This window comes from Streptomyces sp. NPDC014734 (assembly GCF_043083325.1).
Classification (GTDB): domain Bacteria; phylum Actinomycetota; class Actinomycetes; order Streptomycetales; family Streptomycetaceae; genus Streptomyces.
In genome coordinates, this window is the sequence record NZ_JBIBYN010000023.1 from 51,954 (window position 1) to 71,005 (window position 19,052).

The 19,052-nt window shown below is 72.9% G+C and carries 17 protein-coding genes; 5 read left to right on the forward strand and 12 right to left on the reverse strand.

Annotation, left to right across the window (positions count from 1 at the left end; genetic code table 11):
• Nucleotides 1-16: 16 nt before the first annotated feature.
• Complete coding sequence (locus ACF1CT_RS29555; protein WP_391787030.1) at nucleotides 17-814, forward strand: SigE family RNA polymerase sigma factor; 798 nt, start codon at nucleotides 17-19, stop codon at nucleotides 812-814.
• 291 nt (nucleotides 815-1,105) lie between these two features.
• On the opposite strand, the gene ACF1CT_RS29560 is transcribed toward ACF1CT_RS29555, so the two are convergent.
• Nucleotides 1,106-1,747 (reverse strand): uridine kinase, encoded by a 642-nt coding sequence (locus tag ACF1CT_RS29560; protein WP_391787031.1) that lies wholly within the window; start codon nucleotides 1,745-1,747, stop codon nucleotides 1,106-1,108.
• Between the two features lie 129 nt (nucleotides 1,748-1,876).
• On the opposite strand from ACF1CT_RS29560, the gene ACF1CT_RS29565 reads away from it, so the two are divergent.
• Nucleotides 1,877-2,281, forward strand: a complete 405-nt coding sequence (locus tag ACF1CT_RS29565; RefSeq protein WP_391787032.1) for a hypothetical protein — start codon at nucleotides 1,877-1,879, stop codon at nucleotides 2,279-2,281.
• 240 nt (nucleotides 2,282-2,521) lie between these two features.
• Here the strand turns inward: ACF1CT_RS29565 and ACF1CT_RS29570 are convergent, their stop codons facing one another.
• The 3 genes from ACF1CT_RS29570 to deoC are packed head-to-tail and all read right to left on the reverse strand — an operon-like array spanning nucleotide 2,522 to nucleotide 5,938.
• On the reverse strand, nucleotides 2,522-3,454 hold the full coding sequence (locus tag ACF1CT_RS29570) for an aldehyde dehydrogenase family protein (protein ID WP_391787033.1): 933 nt from the start codon (nucleotides 3,452-3,454) through the stop codon (nucleotides 2,522-2,524).
• Nucleotides 3,447-4,883 (reverse strand): aldehyde dehydrogenase family protein, encoded by a 1,437-nt coding sequence (locus ACF1CT_RS29575; protein ID WP_391787034.1) that lies wholly within the window; start codon nucleotides 4,881-4,883, stop codon nucleotides 3,447-3,449. Before ACF1CT_RS29575 ends, ACF1CT_RS29570 begins: the two co-directional genes overlap by 8 nt.
• Before the next feature lie 5 nt (nucleotides 4,884-4,888).
• Nucleotides 4,889-5,938: a deoxyribose-phosphate aldolase gene (deoC, locus tag ACF1CT_RS29580; protein ID WP_391787113.1), complete on the reverse strand. Its 1,050-nt coding sequence runs from the start codon at nucleotides 5,936-5,938 to the stop codon at nucleotides 4,889-4,891.
• A gap of 148 nt (nucleotides 5,939-6,086) precedes the next feature.
• On the opposite strand from deoC, the gene ACF1CT_RS29585 reads away from it, so the two are divergent.
• Nucleotides 6,087-6,800: a PH domain-containing protein gene (locus tag ACF1CT_RS29585; RefSeq protein WP_391787035.1), complete on the forward strand. Its 714-nt coding sequence runs from the start codon at nucleotides 6,087-6,089 to the stop codon at nucleotides 6,798-6,800.
• Nucleotides 6,801-7,036: 236 nt separating this feature from the next.
• On the opposite strand, the gene ACF1CT_RS29590 is transcribed toward ACF1CT_RS29585, so the two are convergent.
• The 6 genes from ACF1CT_RS29590 to ACF1CT_RS29615 all read right to left on the reverse strand — a co-directional run bounded on the left by ACF1CT_RS29590 (nucleotide 7,037) and on the right by ACF1CT_RS29615 (nucleotide 13,365).
• Entirely contained in the window at nucleotides 7,037-7,987 is a 951-nt protein-coding gene (locus ACF1CT_RS29590; RefSeq protein ID WP_391787114.1) for a DMT family transporter, read from the reverse strand.
• A gap of 107 nt (nucleotides 7,988-8,094) precedes the next feature.
• A complete protein-coding gene (locus ACF1CT_RS29595; protein ID WP_391787036.1) occupies nucleotides 8,095-8,706 on the reverse strand; it encodes a TetR/AcrR family transcriptional regulator in 612 nt (203 codons plus the stop codon).
• Nucleotides 8,707-8,954: 248 nt separating this feature from the next.
• Nucleotides 8,955-9,668 carry a hypothetical protein gene (locus ACF1CT_RS29600; protein ID WP_391787037.1) on the reverse strand — a complete coding sequence of 238 codons (714 nt, stop codon included), beginning with the start codon at nucleotides 9,666-9,668 and terminating at the stop codon, nucleotides 8,955-8,957.
• Nucleotides 9,669-9,955: 287 nt separating this feature from the next.
• Nucleotides 9,956-11,605, reverse strand: coding sequence for a phospho-sugar mutase (locus tag ACF1CT_RS29605; protein WP_391787038.1), 1,650 nt, complete (start codon nucleotides 11,603-11,605; stop codon nucleotides 9,956-9,958).
• Between the two features lie 386 nt (nucleotides 11,606-11,991).
• Nucleotides 11,992-12,816, reverse strand: coding sequence for a purine-nucleoside phosphorylase (locus ACF1CT_RS29610; protein WP_391787039.1), 825 nt, complete (start codon nucleotides 12,814-12,816; stop codon nucleotides 11,992-11,994).
• A gap of 111 nt (nucleotides 12,817-12,927) precedes the next feature.
• Complete coding sequence (locus tag ACF1CT_RS29615; protein WP_358857946.1) at nucleotides 12,928-13,365, reverse strand: gamma-glutamylcyclotransferase; 438 nt, start codon at nucleotides 13,363-13,365, stop codon at nucleotides 12,928-12,930.
• 281 nt (nucleotides 13,366-13,646) lie between these two features.
• On the opposite strand from ACF1CT_RS29615, the gene ACF1CT_RS29620 reads away from it, so the two are divergent.
• Together ACF1CT_RS29620 and ACF1CT_RS29625 are read left to right on the forward strand one after the other, a co-directional pair.
• Nucleotides 13,647-15,086: an NAD(P)H-quinone dehydrogenase gene (locus ACF1CT_RS29620; RefSeq protein ID WP_391787040.1), complete on the forward strand. Its 1,440-nt coding sequence runs from the start codon at nucleotides 13,647-13,649 to the stop codon at nucleotides 15,084-15,086.
• A 208-nt stretch (nucleotides 15,087-15,294) separates the two neighbouring features.
• Complete coding sequence (locus tag ACF1CT_RS29625; RefSeq protein WP_391787041.1) at nucleotides 15,295-16,269, forward strand: DeoR/GlpR family DNA-binding transcription regulator; 975 nt, start codon at nucleotides 15,295-15,297, stop codon at nucleotides 16,267-16,269.
• A 143-nt stretch (nucleotides 16,270-16,412) separates the two neighbouring features.
• On the opposite strand, the gene ACF1CT_RS29630 is transcribed toward ACF1CT_RS29625, so the two are convergent.
• Together ACF1CT_RS29630 and ACF1CT_RS29635 are read right to left on the reverse strand one after the other, a co-directional pair.
• Nucleotides 16,413-16,976 (reverse strand): TetR/AcrR family transcriptional regulator, encoded by a 564-nt coding sequence (locus ACF1CT_RS29630; RefSeq protein WP_391787115.1) that lies wholly within the window; start codon nucleotides 16,974-16,976, stop codon nucleotides 16,413-16,415.
• A gap of 199 nt (nucleotides 16,977-17,175) precedes the next feature.
• Nucleotides 17,176-18,939 carry an acetyl/propionyl/methylcrotonyl-CoA carboxylase subunit alpha gene (locus ACF1CT_RS29635; RefSeq protein WP_391787042.1) on the reverse strand — a complete coding sequence of 588 codons (1,764 nt, stop codon included), beginning with the start codon at nucleotides 18,937-18,939 and terminating at the stop codon, nucleotides 17,176-17,178.
• Nucleotides 18,940-19,052 lie beyond the last annotated feature (113 nt).

Here is a 19,052-nt window from a genome sequence, read left to right on the forward strand (position 1 = left end):
CGATGGGGGGCGCGAGATGAACGCAACTCACAGCATCACCGCAAGCGCAGTTGTCACGCGTCTTCACGATGTCGGTCGGAGCGCCGAGAAGGCCGGTGCCGGAGCGGGGACCGCCCTGCTCGAACGGGGCCGGGAGCACGGGGGAGCACGGGGGTGTGCCCGCGGCGCCGGACGTCCGTACACGTCGTCCGCCGAGACGGGGCGCAGGTCCTGGATGACGGTGGTCGACACACCCGCGGGGGGAAACGGGGAGACCACGGGGGAGCGGAAGACCCCGGCGTGGGCCGAGAGCGCCGACGTGGCGTTCACGGCCTACGTCAGGGAACGCCGTGCCTCCCTGTACGCGACCGCCTACCACCTGACCGGCGACCGGTTCGAGGCCGAGGACCTGCTGCAGAGCGCCCTCTTCTCGACGTACCGGGCATGGGACCGGATCAGTGACAAGGCGGCCCTCGGGGGCTATCTGCGCCGCACCATGACCAACCTGCACATCAGCGCCTGGCGCAGGCGCAAGCTCAACGAGTACCCGACCGAGGAACTGCCGGAGACGCCCGGCGACACGGACGCGATGCGCGGCACGGAACTGCGCACCGTGCTCTGGCAGGCGCTGGCGCGGCTGCCCGAACTCCAGCGCACGATGCTGGTCCTGCGGTACTACGAGGGCCGCACCGACCCGGAGATCGCGGCCATCCTCGACATCAGTGTCGGCACGGTGAAGTCCAGCATCTGGCGGTCGCTCCGCCGGCTGCGCGAGGACGAGGTCCTCAGCTTCGGCCGTGACCAGGAGGAGTCCTTCGGCGAGCTGGTGGCCTGAAGGTACGGGGGAACGGGAGCCCGCGGGGGACGCGGGGGCTCACGGGGGACCCACGGGGGAAGTGGGACCGCTGCTTCGGGGGAGGCGGCGGAGTACGGGGGAAACGTTGCGGGGTCGGATGGGCCGGGGGGTCCTGTCCGGCCCCGTCGGCGTGTGCGGGGCGGTGGCGTCGGTGCCGTTCGGAACGAACGCCCGGAGCGTGTGCCGACAGGACCGTCACGACGCCGTCGGCCCGCAAGGACGGGACCGCAGGAGCCGGGCCGCAGGAGCCGGGCCGCGTGGGTAGGGCCGCTACACCAGGTCGCGCGTCGTGGGGGCGCGGCGGCAGCGGCCCGCCGCGGCGGCGGCCAGCCGTCCCAGCGCCTCCTCCTTGCCGCACGGGTACGCGCCAAGCGCCGTCTGCCGGGCCACGATCCGCCGTTCCGCCCGCATCAGCCGCCAGCCGCGCCGCAGCAGGAACGGCACCGACTTGCGGCCTTCCCGCAGATCGCGCAGCAGCCGACGGCGGAACGTGGTCGCCGGACGGCCGCGCAGACACAGCGCGTCCGCGAGCACGCCCAGATCCTGGCACCGCTCGACTATGTCCGCGGCGAAGATCCCCTCGGCCACGAACAGCGGAGTACGCGCGATGTGAAGTGTCTCCCCGCCCACCCGGGAACTCGTGGAGATGTCGTACACCGGGACCTCGGTGCGTCCGGTGCGGCACAGCTCCGCGATCGCCGTCACCGCCGCGTCGGCGTCCCAGGACTGTGCGGAGTCCCAGTCGATGTCCGTGCTGCCGGGCACGAGCGGCAGCGTCGGGTCGTCGCCCTCCTTGTAGAAGTCGTCGAGGCGCAGCACCGGCAGGTCGGTGTGGGCGGCGAGGTGGGACTTGCCGGAGCCGGAGGGGCCGGCGAGCAGCACGACGCGGGTCGGGATGGGTTGGGAACTCACAGGACATCAGTGTGAGGCATTGACCCGCGCAGGGGATCCCCCGGTGGTCGTGTTGGTATCGAGCATCACACCTCAACTACGCTGAGCGTTCAGTTGATTACTCGATCGTCTCGATCAGGTGGGAACTCCATGGCTCGTCACGCACTGAACAAGTCCCGGCGCCGCGCCCTGCTGAGGGCGGGACTGACCGTCACCGCGGTGGGCGCCGCACTCGGCGCGGGGGGTGCGGCGGCCCAGGCGGCGCCGCTGCCCCTCGCCCCGGCCACGGGCTCCGACAGCAACCTCGAAGCGGCCGGGAACGCGGTGACCGGGGCGCTCGGGCAGTCGCTCAGGAGCGGGGTCGCGCCGGTCACGCACCTGAAGCTCGACCCGTTGGCCGGTACGGGCACGGACCCGCTGAACAACGCGGTCGGAACGCAGGTCGCCGACTTCAAGCCGGTCTCCACGACCCTCGTCACCGACCCGCTGACCAGCGGCGGCGCGCTGAAGGACCTGCCGGTGGCGGGACAGGTGGCGCAGGTGCTGCACGGCTGACAGGGATACGTACGCGGACACGGCCCGCTCCCCGGATACCCCGGGAAGCGGGCCGTGTCCGGTGTGCGCCGGGCTCAGAGCCCGTCGGGCGCCCTCTGGCCGGGCGGCCACGTCCTCGCACGCGCGCCTCCGGCATTGCCGGGACGGCCGTGCAGCTCCGTCACCGGGCCCTCCCGGCGCCCCGGAACCGCACGCACCATGCCGCGTCCGCCTTCCGGCCGAAGGCCACCCGGCAGGCTCTCAGTACGAGGAGCCCGACACGCCCAGCGCGCCCGTCGGGTGCCAGACCGTCTTCGTCTCCAGGAACGCCGTCAGACGGTGGGTGTCCTGGTCGGCCGTCCAGTCCGCCGCGCGCCCTGCGTCCACGGGCTGTGGACGCAGGACCCGCTTCAGGTTGTCCGCCGCGGCGATCTCCAGCTCCTTCGCCAGGTCCGGGTCCGCGCCGGTGAGGTCGATGGCGTTCACGTCCTGGTGCGAGGCGAGCGGCGCCGCGATCTCCGCGGTCCGCCCCGAAAGGATGTTCACCACACCGCCCGGCAGGTCGGAGGTGGCCAGCACCTCGCCCAGGGACAGGGCGGGCAGCGGGGAGCGGGCCGAGGCGACGACGACCGCGGTGTTGCCGGTCGCGATCACCGGGGCGATCACCGAGACCAGACCCAGGAACGACGACTCCTGGGGCGCCAGGACCGCGACCACACCGGTCGGTTCGGGCGTGGACAGGTTGAGGAACGGGCCCGCGACCGGGTTCGCCCCGCCGACGACCTGGCCGATCTTGTCGGTCCAGCCCGCGTACCAGACCCAGCGGTCGATCGCCGCGTCCACGACGGCCGCCGCCCTGGACTTCGACAGGCCCTCGGCGTCCGCGACCTCACGGACGAACTGGTCCTTGCGGCCCTCCAGCATCTCCGCGACGCGGTAGAGGACCTGGCCGCGGTTGTACGCGGTCGCGCCCGACCAGCCGCCGAACGCCTTGCGGGCGGCCACGACCGCGTCACGCGCGTCCTTGCGCGAGGACAGCGGGGCGTTCGCCAGCCACGTGCCCCTGCCCGCCGCGCCGGTGGCGGATTTCTGCGTGGTCACCTCGTACACCCGGCCGCTCTCGGAGCGGGGGAACTTGCCCCCGACGTACAGCTTGTAGGTCTTGAAGACGCTCAGACGGTTCGGTTCAGACATCGAGGTACGCCTCCAGGCCGTGACGGCCGCCTTCGCGGCCGAAGCCCGATTCCTTGTAGCCGCCGAACGGCGAGGTCGGGTCGAACTTGTTGAACGTGTTGGCCCAGACGACGCCCGCCCGGAGCCGGTTCGCCACCGCGAGGATGCGGGAGCCCTTCTCCGTCCAGATGCCGGCCGACAGACCGTACTGGGTGTTGTTGGCCTTGGCGACGGCCTCGTCGGGCGTGCGGAACGTCAGCACCGACAGCACCGGGCCGAAGATCTCGTCCCGGGCGATGGTGTGCGCCTGGGTGACGTCAGTGAACAGCGTCGGGGCGAACCAGTAGCCGGCCGAGGGGAGTTCGCAGGGCGCGGTCCAGCGCTCGGCGCCCTCCGCCTCGCCGGTGTCGGCGAGCGCGGTGATCCGGGCGAGCTGCTCCGCGGAGTTGATCGCGCCGATGTCGGTGTTCTTGTCCAGCGGGTCGCCGAGCCGGAGCGTCGACAGCCGGCGCTTCAGGGCGTCCAGCACCTCGTCCCGGACCGACTCCTGGACGAGCAGGCGGGAGCCCGCGCAGCACACCTGGCCCTGGTTGAAGAAGATGCCGGTGACGATGCCCTCGACGGCCTGGTCGACCGGGGCGTCGTCGAAGACGATGTTGGCGCCCTTGCCGCCCAGTTCGAGGGTGACCTTCTTGTCCGTACCGGCGACCTGGCGGGCGATCGCCTTGCCGACCGCCGTCGAACCGGTGAAGGCGACCTTGTCCACGCCTTCGTGAGCGACCAGGGCTGCGCCCGCGTCCCCGTAGCCGGGAAGGATGTTCACCACGCCCTTGGGCAGGCCCGCCTGTCGGCAGATGTCCGCGAAGAACAGCGCGGACAGCGGGGTCGTCTCGGCGGGCTTGAGAACCACCGTGTTGCCGGTGGCGAGCGCCGGGGCGATCTTCCACGCCAGCATCAGCAGCGGGAAGTTCCACGGGATGACCTGGCCCGCGACCCCGAGGGGGCGGGGGTTCGCGCCGAATCCGGCGTGGTCCAGCTTGTCGGCCCAGCCCGCGTAGTAGAAGAAGTGCGCCGCGACCAGGGGCAGGTCCGCGTCGCGGGTCTCCTTGATTGGCTTGCCGTTGTCCAGGGTCTCCAGGACGGCCAGCTCGCGGCTGCGTTCCTGGATGATCCGGGCGATCCGGAAGAGGTACTTGGCGCGCTCGGAGCCGGGCAGCGCCGACCACTTCTCGAACGCCCCGCGGGCCGCCCCCACCGCCCGGTCCACGTCGGCGGCACCGGCCCGCGCGACCTCGGACAGCACCTCCTCGGTCGACGGGGAGACCGTCTTGAAGACCCTGCCGTCCGCCGCCTCGGTGAACTCGCCGTCGATGAACAGGCCGTACGAGGGCGCGATGTCGACGACAGCGCGGGACTCGGGGGCGGGTGCGTACTCGAATGCAGATGCCATGGGGATCAGTCCACCGTCACGTAATCGGGGCCGGAGTAACGGCCTGTGCTGAGCTTCTGGCGCTGCATCAGCAGATCGTTCAACAGGCTGGAGGCGCCGAAGCGGAACCAGTGGTTGTCCAGCCAGTCCTCGCCCGCGGTCTCGTTCACCAGCACCAGGAACTTGATCGCGTCCTTGGACGTGCGGATGCCGCCGGCCGGCTTCACACCGATCTGGACGCCCGTCTGCGCCCGGAAGTCGCGCACCGCCTCCAGCATCAGCAGGGTGTTCGCCGGGGTGGCGTTGGTGGAGACCTTGCCGGTCGACGTCTTGATGAAGTCGGCGCCCGCCAGCATCCCGAGCCAGGAGGCGCGGCGGATGTTGTCGTACGTGGACAGCTCGCCGGTCTCGAAGATCACCTTCAGCCGGGCGTCGGAGCCGTCGGCCCGCGCGCACTCGGCCTTCACGGCGAGGATCTCCTCGTACACCTTGAGATAACGGCCGGAGAGGAAGGCGCCCCGGTCGATCACCATGTCGATCTCGTCGGCCCCGGCGGCCACGGCGTCGCGGACGTCCGCGAGCTTCACGTCGAGCGCGGCCCGGCCGGCCGGGAAGGCCGTCGCCACGGACGCCACCTTCACACCGGAGCCGGCCAGGGCGGCGACCGCGGTCTCCACCATGTCGGGGTAGACGCACACCGCCGCGGTGCGCGGGGCGGGGCGGTCGGGCTCGGCGTCCGACGGATCGGTCGCCAGCCGGTGCGGGGTGTAGCGGAGCGGTTCGGGATGGACGGCCTTGGCGGCGAGGGCCCGGACCTTGCCCGGGGTGTCCGCGCCTTCCAGCGTCGTCAGGTCGATCATCGAGATGGCCAGGTCGATGGCGTACGCCTTGGCCGTGGTCTTGATCGAACGGGTTCCGAGGGACGCGGCGCGCGCTTCGAGGCCGACGGCGTCGACGCCGGGCAGCCCGTGCAGGAAGCGGCGCAGCGCGCCGTCGGACGCTGTTGCGCCGGCGAAGGGGGTACCGCCCTGCTCGAACGCAGCCGAGAGCTTGGGGGAGGGAGCTGTGGTGGGCATGGTCACCAGAGGAGCATATCTACGCGCGTAGCGGCCTGTACAGGGGGCCCGCCCCCTCGCGGGGGCGCGAGACGCCGTGCGGCACGCCCCCCGCGGTACCGGGCGGCCGCTCCGGCACCCCCCGGGGCCGTCAGGCACAATCGGGCGCATGACGAGCCCCACACCGCCCGCCGAGCCGACCTACGCCGACCGCACCTTCCGGTCGCCCGCCGGGATCGCCGGCGGTGTCATGCTGCTGCTGCTCATCTGCTGGCTCGGCGGGGACGCCCTGATCCGGGGGCACGGGCGGGTGCCCTGGCTGGCCCTGGCCGGGATGCTGACCGTGGTGCCCCTCGTCGTCGCGTTCACGGTGCGGCCGGTCGTGTCCGCCAACGAACAGCGCATCCGGGTCCGCAACCCGTTCCGGACCATCGTCGCGCCGTGGACCGAGGTCGCGGATCTGCGGGCCGGGTATTCGAGCGAGTTGTTCACGGAGGGCGGCGCCAAGTACCAGATGTGGGCGGTTCCGGTGTCGCTGCGGCAGCGGAAGCGGGCGGCCCGGCAGCAGTCCCGGGACGTGGCGGTGGGCGCCTCCGGCCGGACCTCGCCGCCCACCGGCGCGCGTGACACCTCGTCCCGGATGGCCCCGGCCGACCGGGCCATGACGGAGCTGCGGGAGCTGGCCGAGCGGGCGCGGGCGTCCGCGCGGACCGCGGCGGCCGAAGCGGCCCCGGCGGAGCCGGACACCGCGGCCGACGCGGGCACCGCCGCCGCTGTCGCCACCGCCGCCGAGCCGTCGGTCGCGGTGCGCTGGGCGTACGAGGTGATCGCTCCGGCGGTGGCGGGCGCGGTGCTGTTCGTGGTGCTGCTCGCGATCGGCTGAGAGCCTGTCCGGTGGCCTTCGGCCGGAAGGCGGACGCGGCATGGTGCGTGCGGTTCCAGGGCGCCGGGACGGGTCTCGGGTCACCGGCCCGCTCGGGCCGGGCGCCGGGCGGTATGGGCGACAGGTGATACGGCCGGGGGATGCCGTACCGGCCGGAAATCCTCGCGCGGGACTCGGGCCTCCTGCCGGAGTGGTCACCACCCACCACTCACCACTCACCACTCACCGGTCACCACTCACCGGTCCGTCGTGGTAGCGGTCATCTCCTGGTGGTGCGGCTGCGCGGGGACGGGCACGGGCACCCGGCGGAGCGCGCGCGGGCGCCGGGAGGGGACGGTCAGCACGCCCAGGCAGGCGATCACGAGGACGATCCCGGCCCAGCCGAGGGCGGGCAGGTGCTCGCCCACGACCAGCACCGCGAAGACGGCCGCCACGGCGGGCTCCAGCAACGACAGCGTGGTCGCCGTGCTGACCGGGATGCGGGCCAGGCCGAAGCCGAAGAGCACGTACCCGGTGAACATCGGTACCAGCGCCATGTACAGGCCCACGCCCGCGTTGGTCCACGAGGCGACCAGCGGCGCACCGGTGGCGAGCAGCACCGGTACCAGCATCAGCCCGCCCAGTCCGAACACCGCGCCCATGGCCGCGCGGGACGGGACACCACGGGTGATGAGCCGGTGCGCCGCCCAGGCGTAGACGGCGTATGTCACACCCGCGACCAGCCCGAGCCCCACACCGGCGACGGTCCGCCCCGTGGACTCGGCACCCGGTCCGGAACCCGACCGCGCGGCCTCCGCCGCGCACAGCAGCACGGTGCCGGCCAGTCCCAGCGCCGCACCGGCCGTCCAGCGCCGGGACAGGCGACGGCGGTCGGCGATCCGCTCGATCAGTGCCGACGCGAGCGGGGCCGAACCGATGGAGACGACCGTGCCCACAGCGACTCCGGCCAGTCGCATGGAGGTGTAGAAGGCGAGCGGGTACAGGGCCACGCCCGCCCCGCCGACGAGTACGATCCGCCACCGCGCCGCGAGCACCGCCCGTGCCCGCGCGATGCCCCGTCCGGCCACCGCCGCCTGGAGCAGGCCGCCCAGTCCCATCGCCGCGGCACCGATCGCCAACGGTCCCACCTGCGGCGCGAGGGTGGCGGCGGTGCCCGTGGTGCCCCACAGCACCGAGGCCACCAGCACGGCGAGCGCCCCGGCCCCGGCCCCCGTGCCCGGCCGGCCGCCCGCACCGGCCGTCGCCCCGTCGGTGGCCGCGGCCACCGAGCCGGCGGGATGCCCGTCCGGCCGCGTCACAGCTCGTCCAGCAGACATGCCGCCAGGTCGCGGGCGTGCCGCATGCGTGACCCGTCCCCTTCGAGGCCCGCGCGCACGATGGCTCCTTCGAGTACGAACGCCAGGTGTTCCGCGGTGGTGCGGGCCCGCTCGTCCCGGCCGGGCAGCAGTTCCCGGAGGTGGCCGGTCAGCAGGTCCTCGACCTCCTCCTTGTGGCGGCGCACCACCGTCCTGCCTTCGTGGCCGGTGGGGAGTTCGGCGGCGGCGTTGAGCAGCCCGCAGCCCCGGAACCCGTGCTCGTAGCCGAGATCGGCGTGGTCCGCGTACGCGTCGAAGACGGCGAGCACGGCCTCGCGCGGGCCCCGCGCGTCGGCCAGACGACGCCGGTAGAGGTCCAGCCACTCCTCGTGCCGGGCCTGGAGGTAGGCGCGGACGAGGTCGGCCTTGGAGTCGAAGTTGTTGTAAAGGCTCATCTTCGCCACGCCGGCCTCGGTGGTGATCGTGTCGATCCCCGTCGCCGCCACGCCGTCGGCGTAGAAGCGGCGTGCCGCGGCATCCAGAATCCGGCCCCTCGCACTGCCGCGCCCCCGTGCCGCGGACTGCTTCCCGGCGGTCCCGGTGTCGGACATGGCTGCCCCTCTCAGTCGGTAGGTAGACCAGTCTACCTACTGATGCCGAAGATGCGGGTGCGGGTGCGGGTGCGGGTGCGGGTGCGGTGCGGGGATCGGGGATCGGGGTCGGGGGGCGTGTGCGGGCGGACGGGGCACCGGCCCGATTCCGGCGGGCCGGGCCCCGTGCGCCGTCAGGCGACGGCTCGTCGCGTCGTGCCGCGTCGCCCGGGTGACGCGTGGGGCGGGTGACGCGTGGGGCGAGTGGCTCAGTAGTCCCAGTCGTCGTGTCCGAGTACCCGGAAACTCGCGCCCACTCCGTTGAACACGGAGATCCCGCCCTGGACGTGCTGCGGGAACACGCCCGCGGTGGCGCCGTGGGGGCCGACGACGGCGACCGGGCCGCCGTTGTCGCAGGTCGCGCCGGAGAAGACCTCGACGGTCATGCGGCTGTCGTTGAAGATGTTGAAGCTGGTGGCGCCGAGGCCGCTGGCCGCGGTGACGCAGCCGCCGGGGTAGGCGGCGTAGGTGCGCTCGTTGAAGTGGATCCGGCCCACCTCGTCGTGGTCCCGGCCCCGGTCCCGTCCGCCGCCCTCGCCGCCGCCCCGGCCGCGGTCGTAGCCGCCGTCGCCCCGGTCGCGGCCCCCGTCGTCGCCCCGGTCGCCGTCGCGGCCCCCGCCCTCGTCGCGGCCCCGCTCCCCGTCGTTTCCTCCTTCCCCGTTGCCGCGGTCGCCGTCGCCGCCTCTGTCCCCGGCGGCGTTCTCGCCGGTGCTGCCCTTGCTCGTGTCGTCCTTTCGGGCGGCGGCCCCGTCGGCCGGGGGTGCGGCGGGCACCGTGGCGTGCCGGGCGGCCGGTGCCGCCTGGGGTGCCTTGTCGGGGGTGTTCGGGGTGAGGGTGCCGCCGGTCGCGGCGAGGGCCGCCGCGGCCGCGGCCGCGACGGCGACAGTGGTGGTGGCGGTGATGATGGTGGAACGCGTGGGCATGTCACTTCTCCTGTCCGGGAGCGGCCGACCCGGTAGTCGGCCCGTGACTGAGCGTAAGTATGTTCATCATCCGTGTCATGTCGGGCATATCGAACGGATGGTCTCCCGCGAATCGACGGAGCCCGGGACCTCGTACGGGTCCCGGGCTCGGAGTCCGGCGCCTGGCACGTCATGCGTGTGCGTGGCACGTCATGCGTGGCGCGTTGCGATGGGTGGTGCGTCGTGGTGGTGCGGGGGTGCGGGGGTGCGGTCGTGCGGGGGTGCGGTCGTGCGACGCCCCCGCGGTGTCAGATACCGGCCGCCGCCGCCAGGTCCCGCCTGATCCCGGCCAGCAGTTCCTCGCCCCTGGCGCGGGCCGCGGGCAGTCCGTCCGCCGCGCCGACCGGTACCACGACCTCCAGGTAGCACTTGAGCTTCGGCTCGGTGCCGCTCGGGCGGACGATCACCCGGGCGCCCCGGAGGCGGTAGCGCAGCCCGTCGGTGGGCGGCAGCTGTGCGGTGCCCCGCGACAGGTCCTCGGCCGAGGTGACGGCGAGGCCGCCGAGCGAGACGGGCGGGTGCTCGCGCAGTCGTCGCATGGCGTCCGCGATGACCGAAAGGTCCTCCACCCGGACCGACAGCTGACCGGTGGCGTGCAGTCCGTGCTCGACCGCGAGGTCGTCCAGCAGACCGAGGAGCGTGCGCCCCCGCCCCTTGAGGACCGAGGCGAGCTCGGCGACGAGCAGCGCGGCCGTGATGCCGTCCTTGTCGCGCACCCCCTCCGGATCGACGCAGTAGCCGAGCGCCTCCTCGTACCCGTAGCGCAGGCCGTCCACCCGGGCGATCCACTTGAAACCGGTCAGCGTCTCCTCGTACCCCAGCCCCGCCTTCTCGGCGATCCGCCCGAGCAGCGAGGAGGACACGATCGACTCGGCGAGCACACCGGTCGCTCCGCTGTCCACCAGGTGGGCGGCGAGCAGAGCCCCGACCTCGTCGCCGCTCAGCATCCGCCAGCCGCCGTCGGCGGCCGGGTCGGGCACCGCGACGGCGCAGCGATCGGCGTCCGGGTCGTTGGCGATGATCAGATCGGGGCCGGTGCGGCGGGCGGTGGCGAAGGCGAGGTCCATCGCACCGGGCTCCTCCGGGTTGGGGAAGGCCACGGTGGGGAACGCCGGGTCGGGCTCGGCCTGTTCGGCGACGAGCACCGGTTCCGGGAATCCGGCCCGGGCGAAGGCGGCGGTCAGCACGGACGTGCCGACGCCGTGCATCGCCGTGTACACGACCCGTGCGGTGCGCGGCGACCCGGCGGTGAGCACGGCGTCCGTACGCGCCAGATAGGCGTCCAGCACCTCGTCGCCGAGGATCTCCCAGCCGTCGCCGGGGCGCGGTACGCCGTCGAGCGGGCCGATCGCGGCGATCGCGGCGGCGATCTCCGCGTCCGCCGGGGGGACGATCTGCGAGCCGTCACCGAGGTAGACCTTGTAGCCGTTGTCGCGCGGCGGGTTGTGACTGGCGGTCACCTCGACGCCCGCGACGGCGCCCAGGTGCCGTATGGCGTACGCGAGCACGGGGGTGGGCAACGGGCGCGGGAGCACGGCGGCGCGCAGGCCCGCGCCGGTCATCACGGCCGCCGTGTCGCGGGCGAAGTCGGCGGACTTGTAGCGGGCGTCGTAGCCGATGACGACGAGCCCGTCGCCCTGCCCCCGGGCCTTCAGATACGCGGCGAGTCCGGCGGCGGCGCGGATGACGACGGCACGGTTCATCCGCATCGGTCCGGCGCCCAGTTCGCCGCGGAGCCCGGCCGTGCCGAACTGGAGCGTGCCGGCGAACCGTGCGGCGAGTTCGTCGGCGCTCCCGGTGGTCCCGGCGTCGATGAGCGCGGCGAGTTCGTCACGGGTCTCGGGATCGGGGTCCTCCGCGAGCCACGTCCTGGCCCGCGCGATGAGGTCCTGCTGCACGGTGTCCGCCTTTCTGCGGGGTGGGTTGGAGGAATCGGCATCCGGATCATCCGGATGGGCCGGGCGGCGGGGAGGGCGGCGACGCGGGCCCGCGAGGTGTGTCCCGCGACCCGTGTACCCGGACCGTGTGTCCGGGGCACGCGTCCGGGCCGTGCGGAACGGGAGGCGACCCCGGAAGGCCGCCCCACCGGTACGGCCGGGGAGGCCGCCCCACCGGTACGGCCGGGGAGGCCGCCCCACCGGTACGGCCCGGGAGGCCGCCCCGTCCGTACGGCCCGCCCCCGTGCGGAGCCACACCGTGCATTCCCGGTGGCCCGGTGGCCCGGTGGCCCGGCGTTCCCGGTCGGCCCGGCTCGCGGCCTCCCCGACGGGCAGCCGCGAGGCCGTCAGATCCGTTCGAGCACCCGGGCCAGCAGCGCGCCCATCCGCGTGGCGGAGTCCCGCCCCGCCTGGAGCACCTCTTCGTGGTTGAGCGGCTCGCCGCTCAGCCCGGCCGCCAGATTCGTGACCAGGGAGATGCCCAGCACCTCGGCGCCCGCCTCGCGGGCGGCGATGGCCTCCAGCACGGTGGACATGCCGACCAGGTCGCCACCCATGACCCGGACCATGTTGATCTCGGCGGGCGTCTCGTAGTGCGGGCCGGGGAACTGCACGTACACGCCCTCTTCGAGGGTGCCGTCGATCTCCTTGCACAGCGCGCGCAGCCGCGGCGAGTACAGGTCGGTCAGATCGACGAAGTTGGCGCCGATGATCGGGGACGTCGCGGTCAGGTTGATGTGGTCGCTGATCAGGACCGGCTGCCCGGGACGCATCCCCTCGCGCAGACCGCCGCAGCCGTTGGTCAGGACGACGGTCTTGCAGCCCGCGGCGACGGCGGTACGCACCCCGTGCGCGACGGCGGAGACGCCGCGGCCCTCGTAGAAGTGCGTGCGGCCGAGGAAGACCAGGGCGCGCTTCCCGCCGATCCGGTACGAGCGGATCGTGCCGCCGTGTCCCTGGACGGCGGGCGCCGGGAAACCGGGCAGCTCGGTCACCGGGAACTCGGCCTCCGGAATGCCGAGCGCGTCACCCGCCGGAGCCCAGCCGGAACCCATCACGAGCGCGACGTCGTGGGTCTCGGCGCCGGTCAGCTCGCGCAGGCGCGCGGCGGCGGCGTCGGCGGCGGCCCGGGGGTCGCCCTGGATGTTGTCCGGAATAACTGATGCGTTCACGCGGATGAGCGTAACCGCTGATTCCCTACGCGCGTAGATGCCCTCCCGCAAGAGTCTGCGCACGGTTCCTCGTGCAATCACACAAAAATGCTGGTCGGCCGGGTCGGCAGGTCAGCAGGGACGCTTGCGCAGTTCCATCACATAGTCGTGCGGGGCGCCCGCGGACTCCGCGGCGTCGGCGATCTCGCCCAGGTAGCGGGCGGACGGCAGCCCGCCCTCGTACCCGTTCAGCACGTACATCCAGGCCGGCTCCTCGCCGTCCAGGGTGTGCACGCGCACCCGCATCCGCCGGTAGATGTCGAGGCCGACACCCTCCCACCGGTCCATGGAGTCCTCGTCCATCGGCGCGAGGTCGTACAGCGTGACGAAGACCTGCGACCGGGGCGCCTCCACCACTGTGGCGAGCGCGCCCTCCCAGCCCATCTGCTCGCCGCCGAAGGTCAGCCGCCAGCCGTTGAGCCAGCCCGTGCCGCGCAGCGGGGAATGCGGTGCGCGGCGCGTCATCAGCCGCGCGTCGAGGTTGCCGGCGTACGCGGCGTAGAGCGACATGTGATCGAGGGTACGGGAGGCGGAGGCCGGAACGTCGGCTCCCGGGCGCAAGACCCCGTACGGGGGGCGTACGGATTCCTCCGGCGCGGGCTTCCGGTTCGCGCCGGGGCGGCGCCGGAGCCCCGCGCCGGACGCCCCGCGCACGGATGGAGGGCCCCGGGGCGAAGCAGCTTGGCGCGTGCGGGACAATGAAGTACGTACTGCATTCCCCGGGGCGACCCCCCGGACCCCCGGCCGGGGAGCGGACGGCCGCGGGATGACATACGCGAGGCGGACTTTTCGTGACCCGGATCGTGATCATCGGCGGCGGACCCGGCGGCTACGAGGCGGCGCTGGTGGGCGCCCAGCTCGGTGCGGAGGTGACCGTCGTCGACTGCGACGGCCTCGGCGGCGCGTCCGTGCTCACCGACTGCGTGCCCTCGAAGACCCTGATCGCCACGGCGGAGGTGATGACCACCTTCGACTCCTCGTACGAGGAACTCGGCATCATCGTCGCGGACGACACCCCGCCCGTCGACCGGGCGGCCCGCGTGGTCGGCGTCGACCTCGGCAAGGTCAACCGGCGGGTGAAGCGCCTGGCGCTCGCCCAGTCCCACGACATCACCGCCTCCGTCACCCGTGCGGGGGCGCGCGTGGTCCGCGGCCGGGGCCGCCTGGAGGGCCTCCAGGCGGCCGACGGGTCGCGCACCGTCGTGGTGACCGCCGCCGACGGCACCGAGGAGCGGCTCACCGCCGACGCCGTGCTGATCGCCACCGGCGGCCACCCCCGCGAGATCCCGGACGCGCTCCCCGACGGCGAACGCATCCTGAACTGGACCCAGGTGTACGACCTCGACGAGCTTCCCGAGGAACTCATCGTGGTCGGCTCCGGTGTGACGGGTGCCGAGTTCGCGGGCGCCTACCAGGCGCTCGGCTCCCGCGTCACCCTGGTCTCGTCCCGGGACCGGGTGCTGCCGGGCGAGGACCCGGACGCCGCCGCCGTGCTGGAGGACGTCTTCCGGCGCCGCGGCATGAACGTCATGGCCCGCTCCCGCGCCCAGGCCGCCAAACGTGTCGGCGACCGGGTCGAGGTCACCCTCGCCGACGGGCGGGTCATCACCGGTTCGCACTGTCTGATGGCCGTCGGCGCCATTCCGAACAGCGCGGGCATGGGCCTGGAGGAGGCCGGGGTCCGGCTCAAGGAGTCCGGCCACATCTGGACCGACCGGGTCTCCCGCACCAGCGCCCCCGGCGTCTACGCGGCCGGTGACGTCACCGGGATCTTCGCGCTCGCCTCGGTCGCCGCCATGCAGGGCCGGATCGCGATGTACCACTTCCTCGGCGACGCGGTGGCCCCGCTGAACCTGAAGACCGTCTCCTCGAACGTCTTCACCGATCCCGAGATCGCCACCGTCGGCTACAGTCAGGCCGATGTCGACTCCGGCGCCATAGACGCCCGAGTGGTCAAGCTTCCGCTGCTGCGCAACCCGCGCGCCAAGATGCAGGGCATCCGCGACGGCTTCGTCAAGATCTTCTGCCGGCCCGGCACCGGCATCGTGGTCGGCGGCTGTGTCGTCGCGCCGCGGGCGAGCGAGCTGATCCACCCGATCTCGATCGCGGTCGACAACAATCTGACAGTGGAACAGATCGCAAACGCCTTCACCGTGTACCCGTCCCTGTCGGGTTCGATCGCGGAGGTGGCCCGTCAGTTGCACACCCGAAAGCAGACGGGCGAGGAGTAGCGCCTTCGAGGCCGCTCGTGGCCCTGCCGGGAATCCGGTGATCCCCGGCATCTCCTGGCAACTCGGGCGGCCGGAACGACCGTAGGACGATCGGTGCGGAGCAACGACGGGGCCGCTTATACCACTTGACGACCTCTTGTGTGTGCAACTTCTGTTATTCGGTGCAAACTGCTGAAAACGCTCGGGTGGGCGCGTTACTGTCAGTTTCGTGTTCGCTGCAGAACGTCGTCAATTGATCCTCGAAATGGTGCGCGCCAACGGGGCTGTATCGCTCCGTGAGCTCGCCCGCGTCGTCCAGACCTCCGAAGTGACCGTACGGCGCGACGTGCGGGCGCTGGAGGCGGAAGGGCTGCTCGACCGCCGGCACGGCGGTGCGGTGCTGCCGGGCGGGTTCACACGGGAGTCCGGCTTCCCGCAGAAGTCCCATCTCGCCACCGCCGAGAAGACGGCCATCGCCGACCTGGCCGCCGGGCTCGTCGAGGAGGGCGAGGCCATCGTCGTGGGCGCCGGTACGACCACACAGGAGCTGGCCCGCAGACTCGCGCGCGTCCCCGGCCTCACCGTCGTCACCAACTCCCTGCTGGTCGCCCAGGCGTTGGCCCATGCCAACCGGGTCGAGGTGGTGATGACCGGCGGCACCCTGCGCGGCTCGAACTACGCCCTGGTGGGCAGCGGGGCCGAGCAGTCCCTCCAGGGGCTGCGGGTCTCGCGGGCGTTCCTCTCCGGGAGCGGACTCACCGCGGAGCGCGGGTTGTCCACGTCCAACATGCTCTCGTCGAGCGTGGACCGGGCCCTGGTGCAGGCGGCGGCGGAGGTGGTGGTCCTGGCCGACCACACCAAACTCGGTTCCGACACCATGTTCCAGACGGTGCCCACCGATCTCATCACCCGCCTGGTGACGGACGAGCCGCCCGCGCACGACGACCGGGCCGCCACCGAACTCCAGGCCCTGGCGGACCAGGGGGTGCAGATCGCGGTGGCCGGAGCCGGCGGCGGTCCGGCACCGGCCGAGGCGCCCCCGCCGAGTCGGCAGCCGCGCCGCGAGATGCCGTTGCCCGGCCAGCGCCGTACCCGTGGCGGCGGTCCCGGGACGCCGGGCCCGCAGCAACTGCGGGGAGCCGCCGTGCTGGCGGACCAGGGACAGGGGGACCGGTCCAGGGTGGCCGACCTGCGGCGCCGATAGCGTCCGGCCGACGGACCGGCACCGACGTGCCGCGGCGGGCACCTCCTGCGCCCGCCGCCCTCGGACCGCGCCTTCGGATTTCCCCCTCGGGCTGCCCCTTCGGGCTGTCCCCGCGGCTTCGGACCGCCCCTTCGGGGCTCCCCTCAACCCGCTTCCGCGGCAGTCCCCTTCAGCCCCAGCAGGGTCAACGTCAGCAGCCTTCCCGCCAGTTCCGGATCGTCCGGGGACTGTTCCGACGCCAGCGCGATCGCGTTCGTCAGTTGCAGCAGGTCGTCGATGGACACACCCGCCCGCACGGCCCCGCTCTCCTGCGCCCGCGCCAACAGCACCGCGCCCGCCTCGCGCAAGGGCACGTTGCACGGCGACAGCGCCGAAGTCTCGTCCCGTGACGTCGACATGAGCGCCTGGGCCAGCCCGCGGTACTCGCCCGCGTGCGTGATGATCGCCCCCAGCCACTCCACCAGGCCCCGGCAGGGCTGTTCGGCGGCGGCCAGCTCGTGGGAACGGTCGATCAGGGCTGTCAGGGCCTCCTGGAAGACGGCGTTCATCAACGCGTGCCGACTCGGGAAGTGCCGGTACAGCGTGCCGATCCCGACACCCGCGCGCCGCGCGATGTCCTCCAGCGACGCGTCCGTGCCGTGTTCCGCGAAGGCGGCACGCGCCTCGCCCAGCAGCCGTTCGTAGTTGCGGCGCGCGTCGGCGCGCATGGGCCGGGACGGCTTCCGCGCCGTGCTCGTCACCATGGCCAGGTCCTCCCTCGTCATCCGCCCCGGGGTCCAGGATGCCACCGCACGTCCGGAGAGGGCCTGCGAACCGGGTGATGCCCGCCTCCGCCGAACGGCGACCGGGGCCCTGCGGAGTCGTCCGACTCCGCAGGGCCCCGGTGAAGCGTCGGGTGCCGCCCGATCAGTCCTTGATCTCGCAGATCACGGCGCCGGAGGAGACCGAGCCGCCGACCTCGGCGCTGAGCCCCTTGACCGTGCCGGCCCGGTGCGCGTTCAGCGGCTGCTCCATCTTCATGGCCTCCAGGACGACGACGAGGTCGCCCTCCTGGACCTGCTGGCCCTCCTCGACGGCGACCTTGACGATGGTTCCCTGCATCGGGGACGCCAGGGTGTCGCCGGAGGCGGCCGGGCCGCTCTTCTTCGCCGCGCGGCGCTTCGGCTTGGCGCCTGCCGCGAGTCCGGTACGGGCCAGGCTCATGCCCAGCGACGAGGGCAGGGAGACCTCAAGGCGCTTCCCGCCGACCTCGACGACGACCGTCTCGCGGCCCGCCTCGTCCTCGGCCTCCGCGTCGGCGGCGGCGGTGAACGGCTTGATCTCGTTGACGAACTCTGTCTCGATCCAACGGGTGTGGATCGTGAACGGGGTGCCGTCGGCGGGGGCGAACGCCGGGTCGACGACGACCGCGCGGTGGAACGGGATGGCGGTGGCCATGCCTTCGACGTTGAACTCGCCGAGTGCGCGGGCCGCCCGCTGCAGCGCCTGCTCACGGGTCGCACCGGTCACCACGAGCTTCGCCAGGAGCGAGTCCCAGGCGGGGCCGATCACACTGCCGGACTCCACGCCGGCGTCCAGGCGGACACCGGGGCCGGTCGGCGGGGAGAAGACGGTCACGGTGCCGGGGGCGGGGAGGAAGCCCCGGCCCGGGTCCTCGCCGTTGATCCGGAACTCGAAGGAGTGCCCGCGCAGGGCGGGGTCGCCGTAGCCGAGCTCCTCGCCGTCGGCGATGCGGAACATCTCGCGGACCAGGTCGAGGCCGGTGACCTCCTCGGTGACCGGGTGCTCGACCTGGAGGCGGGTGTTGACCTCCAGGAAGGAGATGGTGCCGTCCGTGCCGACGAGGAACTCCACGGTGCCCGCACCGACGTATCCGGCCTCCTTGAGGATGGCCTTCGACGCCGCGTACAGCTCGGCGTTCTGCGCCTCGGAGAGGAACGGGGCGGGGGCCTCCTCCACCAGCTTCTGGTGGCGGCGCTGGAGCGAGCAGTCACGGGTGGAGACCACGACGACATTGCCGTGCTGGTCCGCCAGGCACTGCGTCTCGACGTGGCGCGGCTTGTCGAGGTAACGCTCCACGAAGCACTCGCCCCGGCCGAACGCCGCGACGGCCTCGCGCACCGCGGAGTCGTACAGCTCCGGGATCTCCTCCAACGTGCGGGCGACCTTCAGCCCGCGACCGCCGCCGCCGAAGGCGGCCTTGATCGCGATCGGCAGACCGTGCTTCTCCGCGAACGCCACGACCTCGGCGGAGCCCTCGACCGGGTCGGGGGTACCGGCCACCAGCGGGGCACCCGCGCGCTGCGCGATGTGCCGGGCGGCGACCTTGTCACCGAGGTCACGGATCGCCTGCGGGGGCGGGCCGATCCAGGTCAGGTCCGCGTCGATGACCGCCTGCGCGAATTCGGCGTTCTCCGACAGGAAGCCGTAGCCGGGGTGGATCGCGTCCGCACCGGAGTCCTTGGCAGCCTGGAGCACCTTGGCCATGTCCAGGTAACTGGCGGCCGGGGTGTCACCGCCCAGGGCGAATGCCTCGTCGGCCGCGCGAACATGCAGAGCGTCACGGTCCGGGTCGGCGTAGACGGCCACGCTCCCGATCCCCGCATCCCGGCATGCCCGAGCAACGCGGACAGCGATTTCGCCACGGTTGGCGATGAGCACCTTGCGCACGATGGCTCCCTCCTTGAAACAAGCTGAGTTTAGGGACTACCGACACGGCCCTACGACCCGTCCCCAATGGTGAGCTTGCCCACACGGAGTGTGATTCGAGGCTTGCTCCAGTC

Coding starts and splice junctions, on each gene's coding strand:
- ACF1CT_RS29555 (WP_391787030.1), top strand. CDS start 17: ATGAACGCAACTCACAGCATCACCGCAAGCGCAGTTGTCACGCGTCTT.
- ACF1CT_RS29565 (WP_391787032.1), top strand. CDS start 1,877: ATGGCTCGTCACGCACTGAACAAGTCCCGGCGCCGCGCCCTGCTGAGG.
- ACF1CT_RS29570 (WP_391787033.1), bottom strand. CDS start 3,454: ATGTCTGAACCGAACCGTCTGAGCGTCTTCAAGACCTACAAGCTGTAC.
- ACF1CT_RS29575 (WP_391787034.1), bottom strand. CDS start 4,883: ATGGCATCTGCATTCGAGTACGCACCCGCCCCCGAGTCCCGCGCTGTC.
- deoC (WP_391787113.1), bottom strand. CDS start 5,938: ATGCCCACCACAGCTCCCTCCCCCAAGCTCTCGGCTGCGTTCGAGCAG.
- ACF1CT_RS29585 (WP_391787035.1), top strand. CDS start 6,087: ATGACGAGCCCCACACCGCCCGCCGAGCCGACCTACGCCGACCGCACC.
- ACF1CT_RS29595 (WP_391787036.1), bottom strand. CDS start 8,706: ATGTCCGACACCGGGACCGCCGGGAAGCAGTCCGCGGCACGGGGGCGC.
- ACF1CT_RS29600 (WP_391787037.1), bottom strand. CDS start 9,668: ATGCCCACGCGTTCCACCATCATCACCGCCACCACCACTGTCGCCGTC.
- ACF1CT_RS29615 (WP_358857946.1), bottom strand. CDS start 13,365: ATGTCGCTCTACGCCGCGTACGCCGGCAACCTCGACGCGCGGCTGATG.
- ACF1CT_RS29630 (WP_391787115.1), bottom strand. CDS start 16,976: ATGCGCGCCGACGCGCGCCGCAACTACGAACGGCTGCTGGGCGAGGCG.